The 24,280-nt window shown below is 69.9% G+C and carries 5 protein-coding genes and 1 pseudogene; 2 read left to right on the forward strand and 4 right to left on the reverse strand.

Annotated elements, in window-relative coordinates:
* The first annotated feature begins 252 nt into the window (after positions 1-252).
* Positions 253-1,116: an N-acetylmuramoyl-L-alanine amidase family protein gene (locus VZL07_RS35650; protein WP_426752405.1), complete on the forward strand. Its 864-nt coding sequence runs from the start codon at positions 253-255 to the stop codon at positions 1,114-1,116.
* Positions 1,064-2,554: an aspartate aminotransferase family protein gene (locus tag VZL07_RS35655; protein WP_426752406.1), complete on the forward strand. Its 1,491-nt coding sequence runs from the start codon at positions 1,064-1,066 to the stop codon at positions 2,552-2,554. Before VZL07_RS35650 ends, VZL07_RS35655 begins: the two co-directional genes overlap by 53 nt.
* Positions 2,555-2,603: 49 nt before the next feature.
* Here VZL07_RS35655 and VZL07_RS35660 read toward each other — a convergent pair whose 3' ends face one another.
* The 4 genes and pseudogenes from VZL07_RS35660 to VZL07_RS35675 all read right to left on the reverse strand — a co-directional run.
* Entirely contained in the window at positions 2,604-3,059 is a 456-nt protein-coding gene (locus VZL07_RS35660) for a VOC family protein (protein WP_426752407.1), read from the reverse strand.
* A gap of 28 nt (positions 3,060-3,087) precedes the next feature.
* Positions 3,088-3,867: an iron-containing redox enzyme family protein gene (locus tag VZL07_RS35665; protein WP_426752408.1), complete on the reverse strand. Its 780-nt coding sequence runs from the start codon at positions 3,865-3,867 to the stop codon at positions 3,088-3,090.
* Between the two features lie 62 nt (positions 3,868-3,929).
* Entirely contained in the window at positions 3,930-14,291 is a 10,362-nt protein-coding gene (locus tag VZL07_RS35670) for an amino acid adenylation domain-containing protein (RefSeq protein WP_426757442.1), read from the reverse strand.
* Positions 14,292-14,336: 45 nt separating this feature from the next.
* Positions 14,337-24,272 (reverse strand): annotated as a pseudogene (locus VZL07_RS35675) (MupA/Atu3671 family FMN-dependent luciferase-like monooxygenase); the annotation flags it as partial.
* Between the last annotated feature and the right edge of the window lie 8 nt (positions 24,273-24,280).

Consider the following 24,280-nt stretch of genomic DNA (forward strand, 5'->3'; position numbering starts at 1 on the left):
AGATTGTGTGAAGACCTGGCGCCCCCCACTCACCACCCAATCGATGGAGTGCGTGGAGACCATGACTTCCCAGCTTGAGTCTCCGCCCGCCGGAGTGGTGGCGTCCCAGGCACCACCAGCCTTAGCATGATGGCCCGACGTACTTCCTAAGCCCTTCCATTTGCCCACTTGTCCGCAAGTACGCCCACAGCCCCCTTGCCAGAAGGAGACTGAACGGCGACACTCCTTACTTTCCCGGGCGCCTCACGCACCATGCCGAAGACCGCCACGCTGCTGGGCCTGGGGTTCCTGTTCCTCGCCAGGACCGCCACTGCCTCCGAGCCAGCCACCGTCGCTCCCACGCCCACGTGGCCCGCGCCCGGGGCGCCCCTCACCGTGTCCGAGGTGCGCTTCCCCAAGGGCTTCGGAAAGCGGCGCATCTACCTGGACGCGGGCCATGGCGCGGAAGGGAACACGGGCAACAAGGGCGTCACCTGCGAGGACGAGGAGACCTTCACCCTGCGCGTAGCGGAGGACCTGGCGAAGCGACTGGAGGCCACCGGCCACTTCCAGGTGCGACTGAGCCGCAAGCCCGGCGAACGCGTCCCCTACCCCACCCGCGTCGCAGCCGCCGAGCAGTGGCGCGCGCACGCGATGCTCAGTCTTCACTCGGACTCGCGCGGCACGCCCATGCCCTGGTCTCCCAAACCTGACCAGGAGTGCTACCGGCAGGACGCCGCACCCGGCTTCACCGTGCTCTGGTCCGAGTCCGAAGACGCCGCCGCGGGCCTCCAGTCCGGACGCGCGGGACTGGCCCGCGCCCTGGCTCGCCGATTGGGTCAGGCCGGCTTCCCGCCCTATGACGGCGTGGACTACGAGGGCCTCTACGCCATCGACGCCGCGCAGGCGGGCGTCTTCGTGGCCCGTGAGCCCACGCACCGGCAGATCTTCGTGCTGCGCAAGCCGCGCATCCCATCCGTCATCATCGAGACCCACCACGCGCTCGACTTCGAGGAAGCCGCACGCTGGCGCGAGCAACGCACCCTGGAAGCCTTCGCCGCCGCCGTGGCGCAGGGGCTCGTGGATGCGCTCGGGCCTCAGGCGCCCACCGAATCACGTACGGCCCGCCCTCGCTGAGCCACCACCTGCCGCGGGCTCGACGTCCGCGCTCTCAAGGACACCCATTGTGAGCATTCTCGAGGCCTCTGCTGAAGCAGACCGTGACATGCACCAGCGTTCCGCGGCCTATCGGCATGACCGGATGCATGTGTTCCATTCCTGGTCGGCACAGGCCGACATCGAGCCCGTGGTGGTCGTCGGCGCCAGGGGTTCCAGGTTCTGGGATGAGGGAGGCAGAACATGGCTGGACTTCTCCAGCCAGCTCGTCAACGTCAATGTTGGACACCAGCACCCGAAGCTGATTGCCGCCATCAAGGAGCAGGCCGACAAGCTGTGCACGGTTGCCCCCTACCACGCCAATGAAGCGACCAGCGAAGCGGCCCGGCTGCTCGCCGAGGTCGCCCCGGGTGACCTCAACAAGGTGTTCTTCACCAATGGTGGCGCGGAGGCAGTCGAGAACGCCGTCCGCATGGCGCGTCATCACACGGGGCGGCACAAGGTGCTAGCGGCCTACCGCAGCTATCACGGCGCCACCACGGGCGCGCTCTCCCTGACGGGAGACCCACGCCGCTGGGGCACCGAGCCCGGCATGCCAGGCGTCGTCCGGTTCTGGGGACCGTACCTGTATCGTTCCGCCTTCCACGCCACCACGGAGGCAGAGGAGTGTGGGCGCGCCCTGTCGCACCTTGAGCAGGTGCTCATCATGGAGGGCCCCCAGACGGTCGCCGCCATCCTGCTGGAGACCGTGGTGGGCGGCAATGGCATCCTGGTTCCCCCGGACGGCTACCTCCAGGGCATCCGCCAGCTCTGTGACAAGTATGGCATCGTGATGATTGCCGACGAGGTGATGTCAGGCTTTGGCCGATGTGGCGAGTGGTTCGCCGTGAACCGCTGGAACGTCACGCCAGACCTCATCACCTTTGCCAAGGGCGTCAACTGCGGATACGTCCCGCTCGGCGGCGTGCTCATCAGCGACCGGATTGCGAAGACGTTCGCCCAGCGCGTCTACCCGGGAGGGCTGACCTACTCCGGCCACCCGCTGGCCTGCGCGGCAGCCGTTGCCTGCCTCAACCTCTACAAGGAAGAGCGCATCATCGAACACGCCCGGCACCTGGGGGACGATGTCATCGGCCCGGCGCTCACGGCGATGAAGCAGCGTCATCCTTCCGTGGGGGATGTCCGCGGCGTTGGCGTGTTCTGGGCAATCGAGCTGGTGCGCAACCAACGAACGCGCGAGCCGCTCGTGCCCTACAACGCCTCGGGCGCCGCGAACGCGCCCATGGCTGAGCTCGCCAATGCGTGCAAGGCGCGCGGCGTGTGGCCCTTCACCCACTTCAACCGTATGCACGTCGTGCCGCCGCTGACCATCAGCGACGCGGAGGTGACAGAAGGGCTCGCCATCATCGATGAGGCGCTGGCGGTCGCCGACCGCCACGTCTCCGACGGCCCTGGGTGAGCCACCCTGCACCAGCTCGACAGCGAAGAACCTCCGCCACTCCGTATGACTACGTCTTTCGAGTCGTGGCGGGCGCCTCGCTCAGCTCACTGGCAAAGACCTGGTCCTCGTTCCGGAACGCCTTGAACTCCAGCTTGTTGCCCGAGAAGTCGGCAACGAACATGGAGGTGTGCTCACCGACACAGCCAGCGAGCCGGACATGCGGCGCCTTGATGAACTGGACGTTCCCCGCCCTCAACCGCTCCGCCAGCACGTGGAAGGTCTCCCAGTCCACGTTCAATCCGAAGTGGGGCACCGTGACATCCGAGCCGTCGAAGTCGGATTCACTCGTCTGGGGACGCACGGGCGAGAGGTGGGCGACAATCTGGTGTCCGTAGAAGTTGAAATCCACGTAGTGGTCGGTGCTGCGCCCCTCGGGGCAGCCGAGGACACCACCATAGAAGGCACGCGCCGACTCCAAGCTGTCGACGGGGAAGGCCAGATGAAAATATGCAGTAGCGCTCATGGAGAGACCTCGAAATCCGGGGGCAGCGTCAGAGTCCAGCGTCCTGATAGATATTGTTCCAGAACTGGTCGAAGACATCCTTGCTCTTCCGGTAACCGCCGACGAGCTCCTCGAGGACCTGCGGTTCACGGTCCACCATCTCCGTGATGGCGGCCCGCAGCAGCTCGCGGTGCGCGATATCAATATCGCCGGTGTGGATTTCCCAGAACGCCCAGTCCAGGCGCTCCTTCATCTCCTGGATGACAGGGTTCTTGACGAAGTGCGCATGCATGGCGGACAGGTAGACCTGACACAGGCACTCGCCGCCCATGCCGCGAAGTCCCACGCCGTACCAGGGCGAGCCCTCCAGGACGAGCTCTCGAATCTCTCCCAGGAGTGAAAGGTTGGCCTGGTTCGCCTTCCGTTCCAGCTCTCGCTCTGGGATCCCGATGCTCATCAGGAAGTTGTCATAGACCTGATGGTGCGCCTGCTCGAAATGGCCGTTCCCCAGCTCATCGTTGAGGAAGTCCGCCAGCAGGCTGCGCAGCTTCCCGAACGGTAGCCGGTACACCAACAGCGCCAGATCGCTGATGTAGAAGATCGTAAAGTATCGATACTGCAAGAACACCCGTTTCAAGGTGTCGAGCGAAGCATGCTCCAGTGCCTTCAGCTTGGCGTCGGCGAGATACTCGGTCTGCGTACGAGTCGTATCCGCCATCAGCCAGAACTCTTCCTTCAACGCTTGAATTGCTTGTGGCGTCATGCTGTCGAACTCCTGCTTGCCGTATCCAATGTCGCGAAGCCGCAACCACGCCCGCAGCCCACCCATTTTCGATTCCAAACAGTCTCTATTTCGTAACGGCACCTCCAGAAGTCATGTCATCCCTCACGTTACTGACCTGCTCCCTCACGCGGTTCCGTGGCTGAATCGATGTGCTCGACGAGCCGGCGCGCCAGCGTGTCCACCTGCGGAGGCAGGAGCACGCTGTAGTGGTCTCCAGGGACGTCCTCCACCTTGAGCCCCGCGGACGCCCAACGGGACCAACCGTGGGACACCTCCACGGACTGGGAACGCTGCGCATCCTTCGCGCGCAGCAGCAGCACGGGGCACCGGACGAATCCGGGACGGTAGGCCGCCAGCGCCCGACGGTTGGCCCGAGTCACGTCACGCCAGGCCCGGAGGGTCGATGCCTGGACCTCGGGAGGCAGCCACCCCGCCTGTCGCGCATGCTGGAGCACGGCGGCGAGTTGCTCCTCGTCGGACAGGCCCACGAGCGCCTCGGGGCGCAGGGTGGACTCGGCGCCCGCGATCCTCGCCAGGTCCCTGGCCATTCCCGTGAGCAGCACAGGCGCCGCGGGCTCCCGCCTGGGCGCGTTCTCGTCAGGCGCGAAGCTATCCAGCATCACCAGGAGCGCCACACGCTGTCCCTGCCGCTCCAGTTCTCGCGCCATCTCGAAGGCCACCACGCCTCCGAGGGACCAGCCGCCCAGGACGTACGGGCCCTCGCGCTGAATCTCGCGCATCGCCACCACATAGCGGCGGGCGAGCGCATCCACCTGCTCCAGCGGAGGCTCGCGGCCGTCGAGCCCAGCAGCCTGGAAGCCGTAGATGGGCCGATGGCGTCCCATCCTCCGAGCCAGCTCGCGATACGGCCCCACGGCGCCACCGACGGCGTGCACGAAGAACACGGGCGTCCCCGAGCCCTCGGCCTGCAGTGCCACGCAGTCGCGCCCCAGACCCTCCACGTCCGGGCCTTGCAGCCACGCCGCCAGGCGCGACACCGTGGGCGCCTCGAAGAGCGCGCGCAGCGGCATGTCCATGCCCAGCACCGTGCGGATACGCGCCACGACCTGGGTCGCCAGCAGCGAGTGCCCCCCCAGCTCGAAGAAGTCGTCATGAAGCCCGACGCGCGAAACGCCCAGCACCTCCGAGAAGATGCCCGCCAGCGCGTGCTCGGCCTCCGTGCGCGGTGCGATGAAGGACTCGGGCTCGGCGTTTGGCCTCGGGTCGAGCGCCAGCAGCGCCTTGCGGTCGACCTTGCCATTGGGCGTCAGTGGCAACGCCTCCACCACCACCACCGCCGACGGCACCATGTACTCCGGCAGCTTCTGCCGCACGTAGTCCCGCACCTCCTGCGCCTCCGCACCCGGCGCCACCACGTACGCCTCCACCCGCCGGTCCTTCTCCTCCCCCCTCGCCACCACCACCGCCACCGCTTCCTTCACCCGCGCATGCTGCTTCAGCGCCTCCTCCACCTCCCCCAGCTCAATCCGGTAACCCCTCACCTTCACCTGCGTGTCTCGCCGGCCCAGGAACTCCAGCACCCCGTTGCCCAGCCACCTCACCTCGTCGCCCGTCCGGTACAGCCTCTCCCCTTCACCAAACGGTGACGGCACGAAGCGCTCCGCCGTCAGCTCCGGCCTCCCCACGTACCCCCGCGCCAGCCCGTCTCCTCCCACGTACAGCTCGCCCCTCACTCCCACCGGCACCGGCCTCAGTCCCTCGTCCAGCACGTACACACGCGTGTTCCCCACCGGCCTTCCAATGGGCACCGTCGCGCCTACGTCTTCCTCGGCCACCACCCGGTGGACGCTTGTAAACGTCGTCCCCTCCGTCGGCCCATACCCGTTGATGAGCACGCCTCCGCCCCTCACCCGCTCCCTCACCCGCCCCACCGGCAGCACGTCTCCTCCCGCTAGCACCTGCCTCACTCCTCTCAGCGCTTGCGGCTGGTACGCCTGCATCTGCTCGAAGAGCGCCGCCGTCAGCCACAGCGACGTCACCCCCGCCTCCTTCAGCGTGCGCCCCAACTCCTCCAGCTCCAGCGGCCCTTCCGGGTACACCACCAGCTTCCCCCCGTGCAGCAGCGCGCCCCATACCTCCAGCGTCGACGCGTCGAAGGCCGTCGACGCAAGCTGCAGCCACACCTCCCCGGGCCCGAAGTCCGCCACCCCGCTCCCCACCACCAGCCTCGTCACCGCTCGCTGCGGCACCGCCACCCCCTTCGGCTTCCCCGTGCTTCCCGACGTGAACATCACGTACGCCAGGTTGCCTCCTCCCACTCGCCGCTCGGGGTTCGTCTCCTCCTGGCGCGCGATGGACTCCCACTCCGTGTCCACGCACACCACCAGCTCCCCTCCCGACGCCACCTCGTCCGCCAGTCGCTCCTGCGCCACCAGCAGCGCAATCCCCGCCTCCTGCTTCATCCACCCCAGCCGCTCCAGCGGGTAGCTCGCGTCCAGCGGGACGTACGCTCCTCCCGCCTTCAATATCCCCAGCGCGCTCACCACCCACTCCAGCGAGCGCTCCACGCACAACCCCACCCGCACCTCCGGCCCCACTCCCATTCCCCTCAGGTGGTGCGCCAACTGGTTGGCCTGGCGATTCAGCGCCTCGTACGTCAACCGCTCGCCCCCGCACTCCACCGCCACCGCACCTGGCGTCCTCTCCACCTGCGCCTCGAACAGCTCCGCCAGCGACGCTTCTCGCGGGTACCCCACCTCCCGCCCGCTCCACGCCTCCACCAGGCGCTGCCGCTCCGACGCCTCCATCAGCGGCAGCTCACTCAGCCGCGTCTCCGGTTGCGTGACGGCCGCCTCCAGCAGCACCCTCACGTGCCTCAGCAGCCGCTCCGCCGTCTCCTCCTCGAACAGGTCGCTGTTGTAGTTGAGCGCCGCGAAGACCCCATCCGGCTTCTCAGCCAGGAACAGTGACATCTCGAACTTCGACGTCAGGATCTCCGCCTCCACGACCTTCAGCGAGAGGCCCTCACGTAGCTTCACGTCCTGCGCAGGCGTGTTCTGGAGCGTGAGCGACACCTGGAACAGCGGACTGCGACTCAAGTCCCGCGCGGGTTGCAGCTCCTCCACCAGCTTCTCGAAGGGCACGTCCTGGTGGGCGTAGGCCCCCAGCGTTACCTCGCGCACCTGCGCCAGCAGCTCACGGAACGAGTCCTCCGGCCGCAAGCGCGCCCTCAGCACCAGCGTGTTCGCGAAGTACCCGATGAGGCCCTCCGTCTCCGCGTGCGTCCGCCCCGCGATGGGGAACCCCACGCTGATGTCGTCCTGCCCCGAGTGCCTCCACAGCACCGTCTGGTATGCCGCCAGCAGCACCATGAACGGCGTGGCTCCCTCCGCTCGGGCCAACGCCACCACCTGCTTCCACAGTGACTGGGACCACCGCTCCTGTCGGACGGCTCCGCGGAATGTCTGGGCAGCCGGGCGGGGCTTGTCCGTCGGCAGCTCCAACGCGCGCGGCGCACCTTCCAGCTGCTGACGCCAGTACGCCACTTGCGCCGCCAGCGCCTCGCCCTTCAGCCAATCGCGCTGCCACAACGCGTAGTCCGCGTACTGCAACGGCAGCTCAGGCAGTGGCGACGACAGTCCTCGCGAGAACACGTCATGAAGCACCGCCAGTTCGCGCACCAGGATGCCCATGGACCAACCATCCGAGACAATGTGGTGCAGCATCATCACCAACACATGCTGCGATTCGGACAGCTTCAGCAGCATGCAGCGGAGCACCGGGCCCCGTGCGAGGTCGAATGGACGATCCATCTCCTCGCGCACGATGCGTGGAATCGCGGCCTCGCCTTCCTTGCTCACGTCCACCACCGGAACCTGGACAGGCTTCGCCGGAGCGATGACCTGGACCGCGAATGCGCCCTCCTGGGGAAAGGTGGTGCGGAGAACTTCGTGACGGCGCACGAGCTCGGTGAAGGCCCGCTCCAGGACGGCGACCTCCAGCGGGCCCTCCAGCATCAGGACGACCGGGACGTTGTAGGCGGTGCTGCCGGGCTCCAGGCGATCCAGGAACCACAGTCGCTGCTGCGCGAACGACAGTGGCAGCGACTGCTCACGAGGCTGGGCCTGGAGCACCGGCAACGCGTGGCTTCGCGTCACCTGCTCCACGCGCAGGGCGAGTGCCTTCAACGTGGGTGCCTCGAAGAGCGCCCGCAACGGCACCTCCACCCCGAGCACCGCGCGCAGACGCGCCACCACCTGCGTCGCCAGCAGCGAGTGACCACCCAGCCCGAAGAAGTCATCCGCCCGCCCCACCCGCTCCACGCGCAGGACCTGCGCCCATACGACGGCCAGCGCCTTCTCCATGGGAGAGACCGGCGCTTCATACGCCAGGGCCGACTCGCGAGCCGACGCGTCGGGCACTGGCAGCGCACGCCAATCCACCTTGCCATTGGGCGTCAGGGGCAGCGCGTCCAGCACCATCACCGCCGACGGCACCATGTGGCTTGGGAGCCGTTCCTGAAGAAACGCTCGCAGAATGGCGGTGTCGGGAGCCGGCTGGCTGGCCGGGAGCGCATAGGCCACCAGCCGCTTGTCGCCCGGCGTATCCTCGCGCGCGACGACCACCGCATCCCGGACTTCGGGATGCTCGCGCAGGACCCCCGCCACCTCGCCGGGCTCCACGCGGAAGCCTCGCACCTTCACCTGGAAATCGGTGCGGCCGAGGAACTCCACGCGCCCCTCCTCCAGCCAGCGCACCCTGTCACCCGTGCGATACATGCGCGCGCCCGGTGATGGGCTGTACGGGTCGGGCACATAGCGTTCGGCCGTCAGCTCGGGACGGCGCAGGTACCCGCGCGTCACCTGAGCGCCTCCCACGTACAGCTCACCGGGGACGCCCTGGGGTACGGGCCGCATCGCCGCGTCCAGGACGTACAGGCGCGTGTTGGCCAGCGGCCGGCCCAGCGGCACGGACGCGGCCCTCTCCTTGGAACGCGGAAGGTCCAGGCGCTCAGCGACGACTCCCACCGTCGTCTCCGTGGGCCCGTAGTGATTGAACACCTCGCACGCCGGCGCTAGCGCGTGCACCTGGTCCAGCAGCCCCCAGGTGGCAGCCTCGCCACCGAGCACCAGCCGTTTCCGCGGCAACACGCGCCCCGGCTCCGCCGCGGTCATCAACGCCGCCAGGTGCGAGGGCACGATCTTCATGCAGTCCACGGGGTGCCGCGCGAAGTACTCGGCGACGCCCGCCGGGTTTCCCGCCCGCTCCCGCGTCAGCACATGGAGCAGCCCTCCCGTGCACAGAGCGGGGAACAACACCGTGTTCCCCAGGTCCGCCACCACGGTGGAGACCAGGGCGAAGCTGGCACACGCGCTCAACCCGAGCCGCTCCGTGACGGCGTGGACATAGTGTGTGAGCTGCCCGTGAGACACGGCCACTCCCTTGGGACGGCCGGTGCTCCCCGAGGTGAAGAGGATGTAGGCCAGCTGGTCCGGGTGGACCTCGGACGACAGCGGCGCATCGGGCTGCCGTGTCATCCAGCTCTCCGCCACATCCCATTGCACCACGGCGGCGCTGGAGCCCTCGAAGGCAGCGGCATGACGCGACTGCGTCACCACGACGGGCGCCGCCACCTCCGTCATCAGCGCGCGAAGTCGTGACATGGGCTGGGCCGGGTCGAGCGGCACATAGGCGCCACCCGCCTTCAAGACACCGAGCATGGAGGCCACCCACTCCACGCCACGCTCCAGGCACAGGGCGACTGGCACGTCGGGGCCCACGCCCAGTGTACGAAGGTGGTGCGCCAGCTGGTTGGCCCGAGCATCCAGCTCGCGGAACGACCATTCCTGGTCCTCGCACCGGACAGCGGGCGCATCGGGAACCCTCGCGGCGAGCTGCTCGAACCGCTGGTGGACGCCCACGGGCGGGACCTCCAGCGCCGTCTCATTCCACCGCACGAGCACCTGCTGCCGCTCCGCCTCGGTCAGCAGCGGCAGCGCGGAGAGGCGTTGCCCCGGTGCCGTGGTGACGGATTCGAGCAACAACTGGAGGTGACTCACCATCCGCGTCGCCGTGGCCTCGGTGAAGAGGTCGGTGCTGAACCTGAGCATTCCCGCGAAGCCGTCCGGCGCCTCACTCAGGCTCAGCGAGAGCTCGAACCGAGCCGCCTCGGTCCCCAGGAGCCCATGCAGGGGCTTCACGGACAACGAGGGCAGCGTCAGCGCTCCCATGGGGGCGTTCTGCAACACGAAGAGCACCTGGAAGAGCGCGCTCCGTCCCAGGTTCCGCTCGGGCTGGAGGTGCTCCACCAGCTTCTCGAAAGGAAGGTCCTGGTGCTCATACGCGCCGAGCGTCCGCTCACGAACCTGGGCCAGCAGCTCGCGGAAGGAGGCGTCCGGCTGGACCTGGGCCCGGAGCACCAGGGTGTTGACGAAGAACCCGATGAGCCCTTCCACCTCCTTGTACCGGCGGCCCGCGATGGGGGAACCCACCAGCACGTCCTCCTGTCCCGAGTAGCGCGACAGCAGTGCCTGGAAGCTCGCCAGCAGCACCATGAAGGGCGTGGCCCCCTCTGCCTGGGCCAGCGCCACCACCGCGTCACTCAACTGGCGCGACAACCGCACGGGCACCGACGTGCCCTGGTGAGACAACGTCGCCGGCCGCGGCTTGTCCGTCGGCAACTCCAGGTACGGAGGCGCCCCGGCCAGTTGCTGCTTCCACCAATCCAGCTGTGCATCCAGCACGCTTCCGCGCAGCCATTCACGCTGCCACACGGCGAAGTCCGCGTACTGCAACGGCAACTCCGGCAACGAGGGCGTCCGTCCCTCCAGGAATGCGGTGTAGAGCTCGCCCATCTCACGCACCAGGACGCCCAGCGACCAGCCGTCCGAGATGATGTGGTGCACCACCAGCACCAGCGCATGCTGCTCCGGAGACAGGCGGGACACGCACACTCGCAACAGCGGTCCCTGCCTCAGGTCGAACGGACGCAAGGACTCGCGCTCGGTGCGGCCACGCAACTCCGCCTCGCGTTCCTCCGCGGGCATCGCGCTCAAGTCCTCGAACGCGAGCGTGAACCCCGTGGACGGCTGAACGATCTGGACGGGCTGCCCCTGGTGCGATGCGAAGGTGGTGCGCAACGACTCGTGGCGTGCCACCAGCGCCGAGAACGCCCGTTCGAGCGCCTCCACGTTCAGCGCACCGTCGACGAGGAGGACAATGGGGACGTTGTAGACGGCACTGCCTGGATGGAGCTGGTCGATGAACCAAAGCCGCTGCTGCGCGAAAGACGCGGGCAACGCCCCGGTGCGCGGCACTGGAGCCAGTGCAGGCACGCCTGGCACGGAGGCGCTCCGCCCCTCCTCGTCGATTCGTGACGCGAGTGACTCGAGCGTGGGCGCTTCGAAGATCGCACGGAGGGGCAGCTCTACCCCGAACGCCGAACGAATATGCGCGACGAGCTGCGTTGCCAGGAGCGAATGGCCGCCCAGCTCGAAGAAGTCGTCATCGAGGTGCTTCGGCTCGATGCCCAGGAGCTCACGCCAGATGCCGATCAACTGTCGCTCGGTGTCACTGCGAGGCGTCAGGACCTGACGCTCCTCCGGCGGCTCGACCTCGATCAACTGGAGCGCCTTGCGGTCGACCTTGCCATTGGGCGTCAGCGGCAACGCCTCCACCACCACCACCGCCGACGGCACCATGTACTCCGGCAGCTTCTGCCGCACGTAGTCCCGCACCTCCTGCGCCTCCGCACCCGGCGCCACCACGTACGCCTCCACCCGCCGGTCCTTCTCCTCCCCCCTCGCCACCACCACCGCCACCGCTTCCTTCACCCGCGCATGCTGCTTCAGCGCCTCCTCCACCTCCCCCAGCTCAATCCGGTAACCCCTCACCTTCACCTGCGTGTCTCGCCGGCCCAGGAACTCCAGCACCCCGTTGCCCAGCCACCTCACCTCGTCCCCTGTCCGGTACAGCCTCTCCCCTTCACCAAACGGTGACGGCACGAAGCGCTCCGCCGTCAGCTCCGGCCTCCCCACGTACCCCCGCGCCAGCCCGTCTCCTCCCACGTACAGCTCGCCCCTCACGCCCACCGGCACCGGCCTCTGCCCCTCGTCCAGCACGTACACACGCGTGTTCCCCACCGGCCTTCCAATGGGCACCGTCGCGCCTACGTCTTCCTCGGCCACCCCATGCACCGTCGTGAAGGTCGTCCCCTCCGTCGGCCCATACCCGTTGATGAGCACGCCTCCGCCCCTCACCCGCTCCCTCACCCGCCCCACCGGCAGCACGTCTCCTCCCGCTAGCACCTGCCTCACTCCACTCAGCGCTTGCGGCTGGTACGCCTGCATCTGCTCGAAGAGCGCCGCCGTCAGCCACAGCGACGTCACCCCCGCCTCCTTCAGCGTGCGCCCCAACTCCTCCAGCTCCAGCGGCCCTTCCGGGTACACCACCAGCTTCCCCCCGTGCAGCAGCGCGCCCCATACCTCCAGCGTCGACGCGTCGAAGGCCGTCGACGCAAGCTGCAGCCACACCTCCCCGGGCCCGAAGTCCGCCACCCCGCTCCCCACCACCAGCCTCGTCACCGCTCGCTGCGGCACCGCCACCCCCTTCGGCTTCCCCGTGCTTCCCGACGTGAACATCACGTACGCCAGGTTGCCTCCTCCCACTCGCCGCTCGGGGTTCGTCTCCTCCTGGCGCGCGATGGACTCCCACTCCGTGTCCACGCACACCACCAGCTCCCCTCCCGACGCCACCTCGTCCGCCAGTCGCTCCTGCGCCACCAGCAGCGCAATCCCCGCCTCCTGCTTCATCCACCCCAGCCGCTCCAGCGGGTAGCTCGCGTCCAGCGGGACGTACGCTCCTCCCGCCTTCAATATCCCCAGCGCGCTCACCACCCACTCCAGCGAGCGCTCCACGCACAACCCCACCCGCACCTCCGGCCCCACTCCCATTCCCCTCAGGTGGTGCGCCAACTGGTTGGCCCGGCGATTCAGCGCCTCGTACGTCAACCGCTCGCCCCCGCACTCCACTGCCACCGCACCTGGCGTCCTCTCCACCTGCGCCTCGAACAGCTCCGCCAGCGACGCTTCTCGCGGGTACCCCACCTCCCGCCCGCTCCACGCCTCCACCAGGCGCTGCCGCTCCGACGCCTCCATCAACGGCAGCTCTCTCAGCCGCGTCTCCGGTTGCGTGACGGCCGCCTCCAGCAGCACCCTCACGTGCCTCAGCAGCCGCTCCGCCGTCTCCTCCTCGAACAGGTCGCTGTTGTAGTTGAGCGCCACGCGGATGCCGTCCGGACCGTCATCGACCAACATCGACAGGTCGAACTTCGACGTGCGCGTGTCGGCATCCATCGGTGTCAGCGTCAATCCCTGACCGAGGTTCATCTCGGATTGGGGTGTGTTCTGAAGCGTGAGCGACACCTGGAACAGCGGACTGCGGCTCAGGTCCCGATCCGGGAGCAGGACTTCCACCAGCTTCTCGAAGGGCACGTCCTGGTGGGCGTAGGCCCCCAGCGTTACCTCGCGCACCTGTGCCAGCAGCTCACGGAACGAGTCCTCCGGCCGCAAGCGCGCCCTCAGCACCAGCGTGTTGACGAAGAACCCGATGAGGCCCTCCGTCTCCGCGTGCGTCCGCCCCGCGATGGGGAACCCCACGCTGATGTCGTCCTGCCCCGAGTGCCTCCACAGCACCGTCTGGTACGCCGCCAGCAGCACCATGAACGGCGTGGCCCCTCCCGTTCGGGCCAGCGCCACCACCTGCTTCCACAACGTCCGCGGCCAGAGCTCCTGCCGGACGGCTCCTCGGAACGTCTGGATGACCGGGCGGGGCTTGTCCGTCGGCAGCTCCAACGCACGCGGCGCGCCTTCCAGCTGCTGACGCCAGTACGCCACTTGCGCGTCCAGCACCTCGCCCTTCAGCCATCCACGCTGCCAGCGCGCGTAGTCCGCGTACTGGATTGGCAACTCGGGCAGTGAGTAAGGCAGCCCCTTCGTGAAGGCCTGATAGAGCGTGGTCCATTCGCGGACCAGAATCCCCATGGACCAGCCGTCCGACACGATGTGATGCATCACCAGCACCAGGACATGGTCCGCGGGCGCCAGCTCCATCAGCGTCGCCCTCAGCAACGGGCCCCGTGAGAGGTCGAAGGGCCGGAGCATCTCGTCCTGAGCCAAGGCCAGCGCCTCGCCTTCCTGGCTGGACGCGGGGAACCCGCTCAGGTCCACCTCGCGGAACGACGGCGCCCCCTCGGGGGTGATGAGCTGGACAGGAACGCCCTTCTCGCTGCGGAAGGTCGTCCGCAGCGACGTGTGCCGCTGGCCCAGCACATGATAGGCGCGCGCGAACGCCTGGGTGTCCAGGGGGCCCTTCAGCCGGACCGCCGCCGCCACGTTGTATGACGCGCTCCCTGGCTCCAGCTGGTCCAGGAACCACAGCCGCTCTTGCGCGAACGACAACGGGGCGGCTTCCGTGGCGTCTGCCCGTGCGCGTTCCAGGCTGGGGCTCATCCGGGCTCGCCACCGCGCCGGTTCGCTCGAGCCAGGCGCGGGAGCCTGAGCAGCCGTCCTCAGCGAGGGGGCCGCCATGGGGGCAGGCTCAACGGGCACCACCGCGGCCAGTTCCGCGACCGTGGGGTGGTCGAACATCTGCTTCGCGGTGAGGTGAAGCCCCGCCTGTGCGGCACGGACGATGACCTGGACGGCGACGATGGAGTCGCCCCCCAGCTCGAAGAAGTCGTCGTGGATGCCCACACGCTCGGTGCCCAGGACCTCTCGCCAGATCGTCACCAGCGTGGCCTCCACCTCCGACCGAGGCTCCACCGGAGCGGAGGCCCCTGCCTGCTCCGGGGCCGGCAACGCCCGGTGGTCCACCTTGCCGTGCCGGGTGCGAGGCAGTGCGTCCATCGCAACGTACGCTGCGGGGACCATGTAGGGCGGCAGACGGGAGCGCAGCCAATCCTTCAGCGCTGACGGGCCGGCCCCGGTGCCCTGGCCATCCTCCGCGAGGATGACATAGGCGACGAGCCGCTTCGGCCCGGTGCGGTCTTCGCGCGCCACGACCACCGCTTCCCGGACCCGGGGGTTGGCGAGCAGCGCCGCCTCGATCTCTCCCGGCTCGATGCGGAAGCCTCGCACCTTCACCTGCCGGTCCGCGCGGCCGACGAACTCCAGCATTCCATCCGCCCGCCAGCGCGCGACGTCGCCCGTGCGGTACATCCGCGCGCCGGAGCGCCCGTCGAAGGGGTCCGGCAGGAAGCGCTCCGCGGTGAGCGAAGGCTGCGCCAGGTAGCCTCGTCCCACACCCGCCCCACCGACATACAACTCGCCCAATGCGCCCTGCGGCACGAGCCGGCGGTGTGCATCCAGCAGATAGACGCGGGCACCCGGCACCGCGCGCCCGATGGGCACCCGGCCTGCTTCGGCCGCACGCACCCGGTGCACCGTGCTCCAGATGGTGGCCTCCGTGGGGCCATACTCGTTGAACAAGGACACCGCGGGCAGCGCCTCGTGATGCGCCCGCGCCAGCTCCAGGGGGCACGGCTCGCCTCCCACGCTCACCGCGCGCAGGCTCGTCAGCCCTCCCGCCGGTGCCGCAGCCAGGACCTGCCCATAGAGCGAGGGCACGGAGACGAAGTGCGTGACGTGTGAACGCGCAATCCGCTCGGCGAGCCGGCGCGGGTCCCCATGCTCCTCGGCGTCCGGGTAGCGCAGCGTGCCGCCACCGAACAAGGCCCAGAGCAGCCCCGCCAGCGAGGCGTCGAAGGTGAAGGGTGCCAGCGACATCACCACACCCGGCTCGCCGTAGACGTCGGCTCGGGCCTGTGTCGCGGCCACCAGTTGCCGGTGCTCCAGCACCACGCCTCGAGGCTGGCCAGTGGAGCCGGAGGTGTAGACGACGCACGCCGCATCCGCGCCCTCCGGAAGGCCGCGCACGACCGCGCCAGCCTCGGGCAGGGACTCCAGGCAGATGACTGTCAGGCCCTCGCGCGAGGGAACCCGAGCACGACACGCCTCGGAGGTGATCAGCACCTGGGCCCGTGTGTCGGCGAGGATGCCGGACAGCCGCTCCGCCGGATGGTCCACATCCAGCACCACCACCGCCGCCCCCGCCCGCGTCACGCCCATCAGGCCTGCGACCACGTCCGTCGGCTGCGACACCGCGAGTGCGACGATGTCGCCCCGCTTTACACCTCGCGACACGAGGTGCCCGGCCAGACGCTCCGACCGCACCTCCAGCTCGCGATACGTGAGCGCCCGGGCGCCATCCTCCACCGCCACCCGGTCCGGCGTCCGTGACACCTGGGCCAGGAACCGCGCGGGCAGCGTGTCCGTCGGGAGCTGTCCAGCCGCAGGCGTGGGATTCCACTCCACGAGCACCCGGTTTCGCTCCGCGCGGTCCAGCAGGTCGAGCTGGGACAGGCGGACATCCGGTCCGCCCGCGATGGCCTCCAGCAATCGAGAGAACGCGCCTGACAGCCGGGCGATGGTCTCCGCGTCGAAGAGCCCGGTGTTGTACTCGATGCTGCCGCGCAGGCCCTCGGGCGTCTCGGTGACTTCCAGGGCGAGGTCCAGCTTGGTCGCCCCCGCATGCACAGGACGGCCGCGGAGCTGGAGCCCCACGAGCGACAACGCCGCGGCGGGCGTGTTGTGCAGGATCAGCATCGTCTGGAAGACGGGCGTGTGGCTGAAGTCGCGCGGTGCGTGCAGCACCTCCAGCAGCTTCTCGAAGGGCACCTCCTGGTGCGCGAAGGCGTCCAGCGCGGTTCGTCGCACCCGCCCCAGGACCTCCGCGAAGGAGGGGTCGCCGGACAGGTCGGCGCGCAGGGCAATGGAGTTGATGAAGCAGCCAATCAGCGGCTCGACTTCAGGCCGGTCGCGGCCCGCCACCGGCGTGCCCACCGCGAAGTCCTCCTGCCCGGTGTACGCGTGCAGCAGGACCTGCCACGCGGCCATCAGCACCATGAACGGGGTGGCCCCCTCCTTCCGCCCCACCGCCACCAGGGCATCGGTGAGGGACCTCGGAACGGCGAAGGGCAACTGCTCGCCATCGTGTGTCTGCAACGGAGGACGCGGACGGTCCACGGGAAGCTGGAGCACGGGGACATCCGCCAGCGTGTCGCGCCACCACGCCTGTTCGGCCTTCAGCGCGGGACCTCGCATGTGCTCCAGCTGCCAGAGCGCGTAGTCCGCGTACTGCACCGGCAGCGCCGGCAAGGATGCAGGCTTGCCCGTCAGCTCGGCCTCATACAGCCGAGCCATCTCGTGAACCATCACGCTCGCGGACCAGCCATCCGAGACGATGTGGTGCAGCGTGATCAGCAGGACGTGCTCGGTGCTTCCCAGCCTCAGCAAGGCCGCGCGGAGCAGCGGTCCCTGCTCCAGGTCGAAGGGACGGCGTGCCTCTTCGCGTGCCCAGCGGGCGACCTCCGCGTCACTGGCGCCCTCCGACACGTGGTGGGAGATGGAGAGCGTCAGCGACGGCAGGATGACCTGCACCGCGTCGGTTCCCTCCATGGAGAACGTGGTCCGCAGGGCCTCATGCCTGCGCACCACCGCATTCAACGCGCGCTCGAGCGCCGCGGCGTCCAGCGCGCCGCCCACGGTGAATGCCACGGCGTTGTTGTAGGCGACGTTGCCCGGCTCCAGCCGGTCCAGGTACCAGAGCCGCTGCTGCGCGAAGGACAGCGGAAGCGGACGGCCTCGGGGAACACTGACCATCGGCGCGGGCGCCTCGGCCTTCTTCGCCAGGTCACTCCGAGGGACAGAGGCCCTCGGGAGCGTCGGCCGGCCCTCCGAGACTGCCAGGGCGCCCAGCAGCTCCAGTGAGCCATCCCGCCTGCGCCTCGCACGGCGGCCCGTGGCCATTCGCCTCGCGTCATCCGTGCTCCCTGCGAGGATTCGCACCGGGGTGGAGTCCGGTGCATTCCAGAGCCCGCGTGGCACGCCCCCGCCCTTCACCACCAGCTCACCGATGACGCCCACTGGCACAGGCTGGCCGCGCCCGTCCACGACGTCCCAGCGCAAGGCATCATCCGGCCCGGAGACGAGCGCCCAGGCCCCCAGGCCCGGTTGCCGGTGCGCGACACGCCAGGGCATGGCCCGCGCCAGGGCCGCCGCGGCTTCCTCGGATGCGCCTTCGAGCCAGACCTGGCGAATGGGCCGGAGCGCCTCCGCCGCATCGGGAAGCGCGAGCATCGAGCGCGCCAGCGCCGCGGTGCAGTGCAGGTGGGTGATGCCCGCCTCTCGCACGAGCGCCAGCAGGGCCTGCGCCGCGCCCGGGCCTTCCCGCAGCGACGGCGTGGGAACCGCGGGCGCGGGCTCCGGGGCATGGCGGCCGCGCAAGGCGTCGAGGTGCCGCAGCCCCTCCAGGGTCGCCTCCACCTCCACCCCGAAGTCCACCAGGCAGGCGATTTCATCCACGTCGAGCCGCTGGACCCGCTCCACCATGGGACCGCAGGAGTCCGGCGTGCCGAAGAGGCCTCCGCTCTCCACGTACCGCTCCACGCCGTGCGCCAGCAGCGCGTCCATGTCCGCGGCCGTCAGCGACCGTGGATCCATGTCGAGGCCCATGCCCGCCATGAAGCCCGCGGCGATGTCCACGGAGCTGCGGAAGTAGTCGAGCAGCGGCTGGCGCGCCCTGCGCCGGACCTCGGCGGGGTCGTCACCGAGATACGCGTGCAGCATCAGGCTCACGTGCCCCCGCCCCGCGTGGCCATGTTGCCGCCAGGCATCGCGGTACAGCGCCACCTTCTCCTCCAGGTCCTCCAGGCGCTGGCCCATCAGGTTGGTGAGCACGTAGGCCCCCAGCTCACCCGCGAGCCGGAAGGTCTCCGGGTTTCCCGCCGCCGTGAGCCAGATGGGCAGCGTCTTCTGCACCGGACGTGGCCGCAGCGAGAGCGCCACCTCCGCGCCCGCGCCGTTGCGCCGCAGCACCGTCCCGCCCCTCCACAGCGTGCGCACCTCGTCGATGCCCCGGTGCATGACCTCCTTCCGACGGGCGTACCGGTCCGGCGCGAACACGAAGTCGTTCGCGTGCCAACCCGATGCGAAGGACACGCCCACGCGGCCATCGGACAGGTTGTCCAGCACGGCCCACTCCTCCGCGACGAGGATGGGGTCATGCAGCGGCAGCACCACGCTTCCCGCGCGGATGCCCAGGCGCTGCGTCACCGTGGCCACGCCCGCGCCCACCACCGCCGGCCGAGGATACAGGCCGCCGAACGCATGGAAGTGCCGCTCCGGCGTCCACACCGCGGAGAAGCCATGTGCGTCCGCGAACTTCGCGGCATCCAGCAGCAGGCGGTACTTGCGCCCTCCCAGCGAGTCCTCGTCGTTGGCGAAGAACGACAGGCTGAAGTCCAGGCGCCGCCGCTCCGGCACCGCGCCTGCGCCCACGGAGGTGAAGTGTGCCCGCTCCGCCGGCAGCACCACCCGCAGCCCGCGCGTCAGGGCCCAGAGGACCTCCAGCCCGGTGCCAGGCGCCCGCGCATCCTCCGCCGCGAGCCAGACGCCACCCTCTGCCGCCGCGTTCGCGTCCAGGCGGCTGAACAGCTCCGCCACGGTGCGGTGCGTGTGAATGGCCCGGAGTGGCTCCCCCTGGGGGCCTGCCCACGGTTCGAGGCAGACCATGTCGGAGGCAACAGCCGCTCGGGGCGCCCGTGCGATGTCCCTGCCTGGAGCTCGCGGCGCCGAGAGCACCGTCTCCACGTGGAGGACGCGCCCGGCATCCAGGGCCACCCCCGTGCGGACCCTCGCATGGGTCAACAGCAGCGGAGGAGGCGCGCCCGGCGGTGCGAGCCCTGGCAGCTCCTGGAGCTGCGGCACCGAGAGCAGAACATACGCCGCGCCCGCCTGCTGGACCGCCCACTGCGCCACCACGCGCTCCACGGACGGCTCCAGGCACACCGCCACCAGGGCCTCCGCCCCCACACCGCGCTCTTCCAGGACGGCGGCCAGCCGTTCCGCGACCGCTTGCAGCTCGCCCCACGTCACGCCTCGCCCGTCCGGGGCCGTCATCGCCAGCGCCGACGCGTCCTTCGCGGCGCGTGCCTGAAGCAGCGCCACGGTCGGCGTCACCGCCAGCGTGGGAGCCATGGGCTCCGGGACCGGCAATGGAGCAACGCGCGCATGCTCCAGCGGCAACGCGGAGAGCGGCAGGCCGGGGTCCGCCACCGCCGCTTCGAGCAGCGTGGCCCAGTGCGCCACCATCCGCTCCACGGTGTCCCGCTCGAAGCGCTCCTCCGCGTAGTCGAGGGTGCCGGAGAAGCCGTGCTCATGCTCCCCCAGTCCGACGGAGAGGTCCGACAGGACGGTGCCGAACTCGGGCGGGCCGTCATCGAGCTCCGCCAGCCCCATGCGCAAACCCGGCAGCTCCAGGTTCAGGTTGAAGCGGCTGTGCAGCACGAACATCGAGTCGAAGACCCGGCCGCGGCCGGTGTCCTTCGCGGGCTCGATTTCACGAACCAGCGACTCATAGGGCACGTCGGGGTGCGCGTAGGCGTCCACCATCACATCGCGCACGCGCGCCACCAGCGCCTTGAATGGTGGGTCACCAGACAGGTCCGTGCGCAGCGGAACGGAGTGCGCGACATAGCCAATCAACGGCTCCAGCTCCGGCCGGGTCCGGTTGCCAATGGGCGTCCCCACCACGACGTCGTCGCGGCCCGTCCAGCGCGACAGCAGCGCCTTCCACGAGGCCAGCAGCACCATGAAGGGCGTGGCGCCCTCTCGCTGCGCGAACGCCTGGACCGACGCCGAGAGCGCGCGAGAGAACGCCACCCTCAGGCCCTGGCCGCGCAGCGCGGGGCCCTCTCCCCGAGGACGGTCCACGGGCAGCTCGAGTGGACGCGGGAACGCCGCCAGACGCTCGCGCCACGCCGCGACCTGGGAGGCGAAGGCGCCGCCCTTCAGCGCCTGCTGCTGCCACGCCGCGTAGTCCACGTACTGGACGGGCAAGGCGGGCAGCGACACCGGCCCTCCCAGCTTGAAGGCGGTGTAGTGCGCCCCCAGCTCCTGCACGAGCACCACCAGCGACCATGTGTCGCACACCACGTGGTGCACGGTGACGGCCAGCAGATGCTCTTCGGGCGCCAACCGCCAGAGCCGTGCGCGCGCAACCGGCCCGTGCTCCAGGTCGAACGGCCGCGCCACCTCGTCATGCACGGGCTGCTGCCACGCCGCCGGGTCCAGCGGTTCGGCGGAGAGCGGCAGCTTCAGCGCCGGGGCGATGCGAACGGTGGGGCCACCTTCGCCGCGCGGGTAGGACGTGCGCAGCGCCTCGTGCCGCGCCGCCACCGCCTCCAGCCCCCGCTCCAGCAGGGCCACGTCCAGCGCGCCCTGCAGCCGCAGCACCACGTACATGTTCAGGGCCGGGTTGCCCGGAAGCGCCTGCTCCAGGGCGCAGATGCGCTCCTGCACCACGGACAGCGGCAACGCGCCGCCACGCGGGATGGGGACCAGCGGCGGCAGGACCGGCTCCGTGGACGCCGTCCCCAGCGTGCCCAGTCGCGCCTGGATGCGGGCCGAGATGCCCGCCACCGTGGGCGCGTCGAAGATGTCGCTCAAGGGGAGTGAGACGGGGAACGCCTCGCGCAGGCGGGTCAACAACTGCGCGGCCATCAGCGAGTTGCCACCCAGCTCCAGGAAGTCGTCGTGGATGCCGAAGTCGGTCCGGCCCAGACGCTCGCGCCAGATGGCCAGCACCTTGCGCTCCACCTCGGAGCGGGCCCCGGCCTGCGCCGAGGGCACCTCGGCGGCAGGAACGCTTCCGGTGTCCGCCGGGCGCTCCCCCACGGGCGCGGACGCCCCCGGACGGGTCGCCACCACGGCGGGCAGCGCCGTCCGGAAGGTCTGCCGTTGGAATGGATAGGTGGGCAGCGCCACCTTCCGCCGGGACTCGTGCGCGTAGACGCGCTGCCAGTCGATGGCGAGCCCCTGCGCCCATAGCGCCCCGAGTGCCTCCATCAACGCGGCGTGTGCATCCGCCGCCGAACCCGCGCGCGGCAGGGAGGCCACGGCACGGCCACGCCCCCCGCGCAGCCCGAGCTTCGCCAGGGCGGTCAGCGCCTGGTCCGGCCCCACCTCGAGGAACACGGTGCACCCGTCCGCCTTCAGCGTCTCCAGCCCATCACCGAAGCGCACCGGCGCCCGCATCTGACGGAGCCAGTAATCCGGGTCCGTCGCCTCCTCCGCGCGAATCCACGTCCCGGTGACACTGGACACGTAGGGACGGCGGGGCGCGGACAGACGCAGGCCGGAGACGACGCGCCGCAGCTCCTCCATCACCGGCTCCACCGCCGCCGAGTGGAACGCATGCCGCGCGGGGAGCCGCAGCACGCCCACGCCCCGCGCGCTCAGCTCGCGCTCCAGCGCCGCCACGTCCTCCGACGGGCCCGACACCACGCAGCGGTCCGGCCCATTCACGGCGGCCAGCGACAACGTCCCGGTCAGCAGCGGACGGACCACCTCTTCCGCGCAGCCCACCGCCGTCATGCTCCCTGGGGGCATTCGCGCCATCAGCCGGCCGCGGGCCGCCACCAGCGCCAGCGCGTCCTCCAGCGAAAGGACCTCGGCGAGGCAGGCCGCGACGTACTCACCGAAGCTGTGGCCCAGCAGCGCGCGCGGGCGCACGCCCCAGGCCTCCCACTGGCGCGCCAGCGCGTACTCCACGGCGAACAAGGCGGGCAAGGCGATGCCCGGATCCGCCAACGCCTGCTCGGCGGCGGCCTCGGCGCCCGGCGCGGGAAACAGCACGCCGCGAACCGCCGCTCCCAACCCGGCGCCCAGCCCCTCCAGGCAGGCCTCCAGGGCCTCCCGGTAGACGGGCTCAGCGGCGTGGAGTGCGCGTCCCATGCCCACCGTCTGCGCGCCCTGGCCCGGGAACAGGAAGGCCACACCCTGCTCGCGAGCCACCACGACGTTGTCCACGACCTGGGACTTTCCCGGGCCGCGCAGCTTCGCCAGCAGCTCCGCGCGGTCCTTCGCCACGAAGGCCCGCCGGTGCTCGAAGGCGCGACGGCCCACGTTGCGCGTGTAGGCCACGTCCTCCAGCGCCACGTCGGCCGGCGCGCTCTCCAACCACGTGGCGAGGTCGCGGATCGCGGCGTCCAGGGCTTCGGCCGAGCGACCCGACAGCGTCACGAGCTGGGCGGGCCGGACACTGGGCGCGGCAGGCTCGGGAAGCGGCGCCTCCTCCAGCACCGCGTGCGCGTTGGTCCCTCCGATTCCGAACGAGCTGACACCCGCACGCCGAGGCACCGGGCCGCGGGGCCACGGCCGAAGCCGGTCGACGACGAAGAACGGGCTGTTCTCGAAGTCGATGGCGGGGTTCGGCCGCTCGAAGTGGAGCGATGGCGGCAGCTCCTCGTGCGCCAGCGCCAGGGTGGCCTTGATGAGCCCCGCCAGCCCGGCGGCCGTATCCACGTGGCCGATGTTCGTCTTCACCGCCCCCAGGGCGCAGTACCCCTTCCGATCCGTGTGCCGCCGGTACGCGCGCGTGAGCGCGGCAATCTCGATGGGGTCACCCAACGCGGTGCCCGTGCCGTGCGCCTCCACGTAGCCGATGTCGCCCGCGTCCAGGCCCGCGAACGCCAGCGCCTCGCCAATGACGTCGGCCTGCCCCTCGACGCTGGGCGCCGTGTAGCCCACCTTCAAGCTGCCGTCGTTGTTGATGGACGATCCACGAATGACCGCATAGACGCGGTCCCCGTCCCTGCGCGCGTCCTCCAGCGGCTTGAGCACCACCACCGCCACGCCGTTGCCGGGCACCGTTCCCGCCGCGCGCGCGTCGAACGCCCGGCAGTGCCCGTCCGGCGAGAGAATCATCCCCTCCTGGAACAGGTAGCCCGAGCGCTGGGGCAGCGCCAGGCGAACCGCGCCCGCGAGCGCCACGTCCGACTGGCGCATCAGCAGGCTCTGACAGGCCATGTGCACGGCCACCAGCCCCGTGGAGCAGGCCGTGTAGAGGGACAGACTTTCCCCCCGCAGGCCGAGCTTGAAGGATGCCCGCGTCGCCATGTTCTCGGCGGTGTTGGTCATCAGCTCGTAGAACGAGGCCGGGTCCAGGTCCCCCTGCCCCAGCATCGCCATGCCGTGCAGCGACGGGCTCGCACCCGCGTAGAGGGAGATCTTCCCGTCGAAGCGCTCCGGGTCGAGCGCCGCGTCCTCCAGCGCCGTCCAGGCACACTCCAGGAACACGCGCTGCTGCGGATCCATCCACTCCGCCTCGCGCGGCGCCATGCCGAAGAAGGCGGCATCGAAGCGGTCGCCGCCTTCCAGCTCCGCGGCCACCGGCACGAAGTCCGGATGCTGGCGCACCGCTTCGGGCATCAGCGCGGAAGCCTCCAGCGCCTCGGGAGGCACGCGGACAATGGACTCCACGCCCTCGCGAAGGTTCCGCCAGAAAGCCCGCACGTCCGAGCTCCCAGGGAAGCGGCTGGCGATGCCGATGATGGCGATGTCATTGCCCGTGCTGTCGTTGTTCTCGCTCATGGTGTCGT

Origin of the sequence: Pseudomyxococcus flavus, from assembly GCF_050038885.1 — a bacterium.
GTDB lineage: Bacteria > Myxococcota > Myxococcia > Myxococcales > Myxococcaceae > Myxococcus > Myxococcus flavus.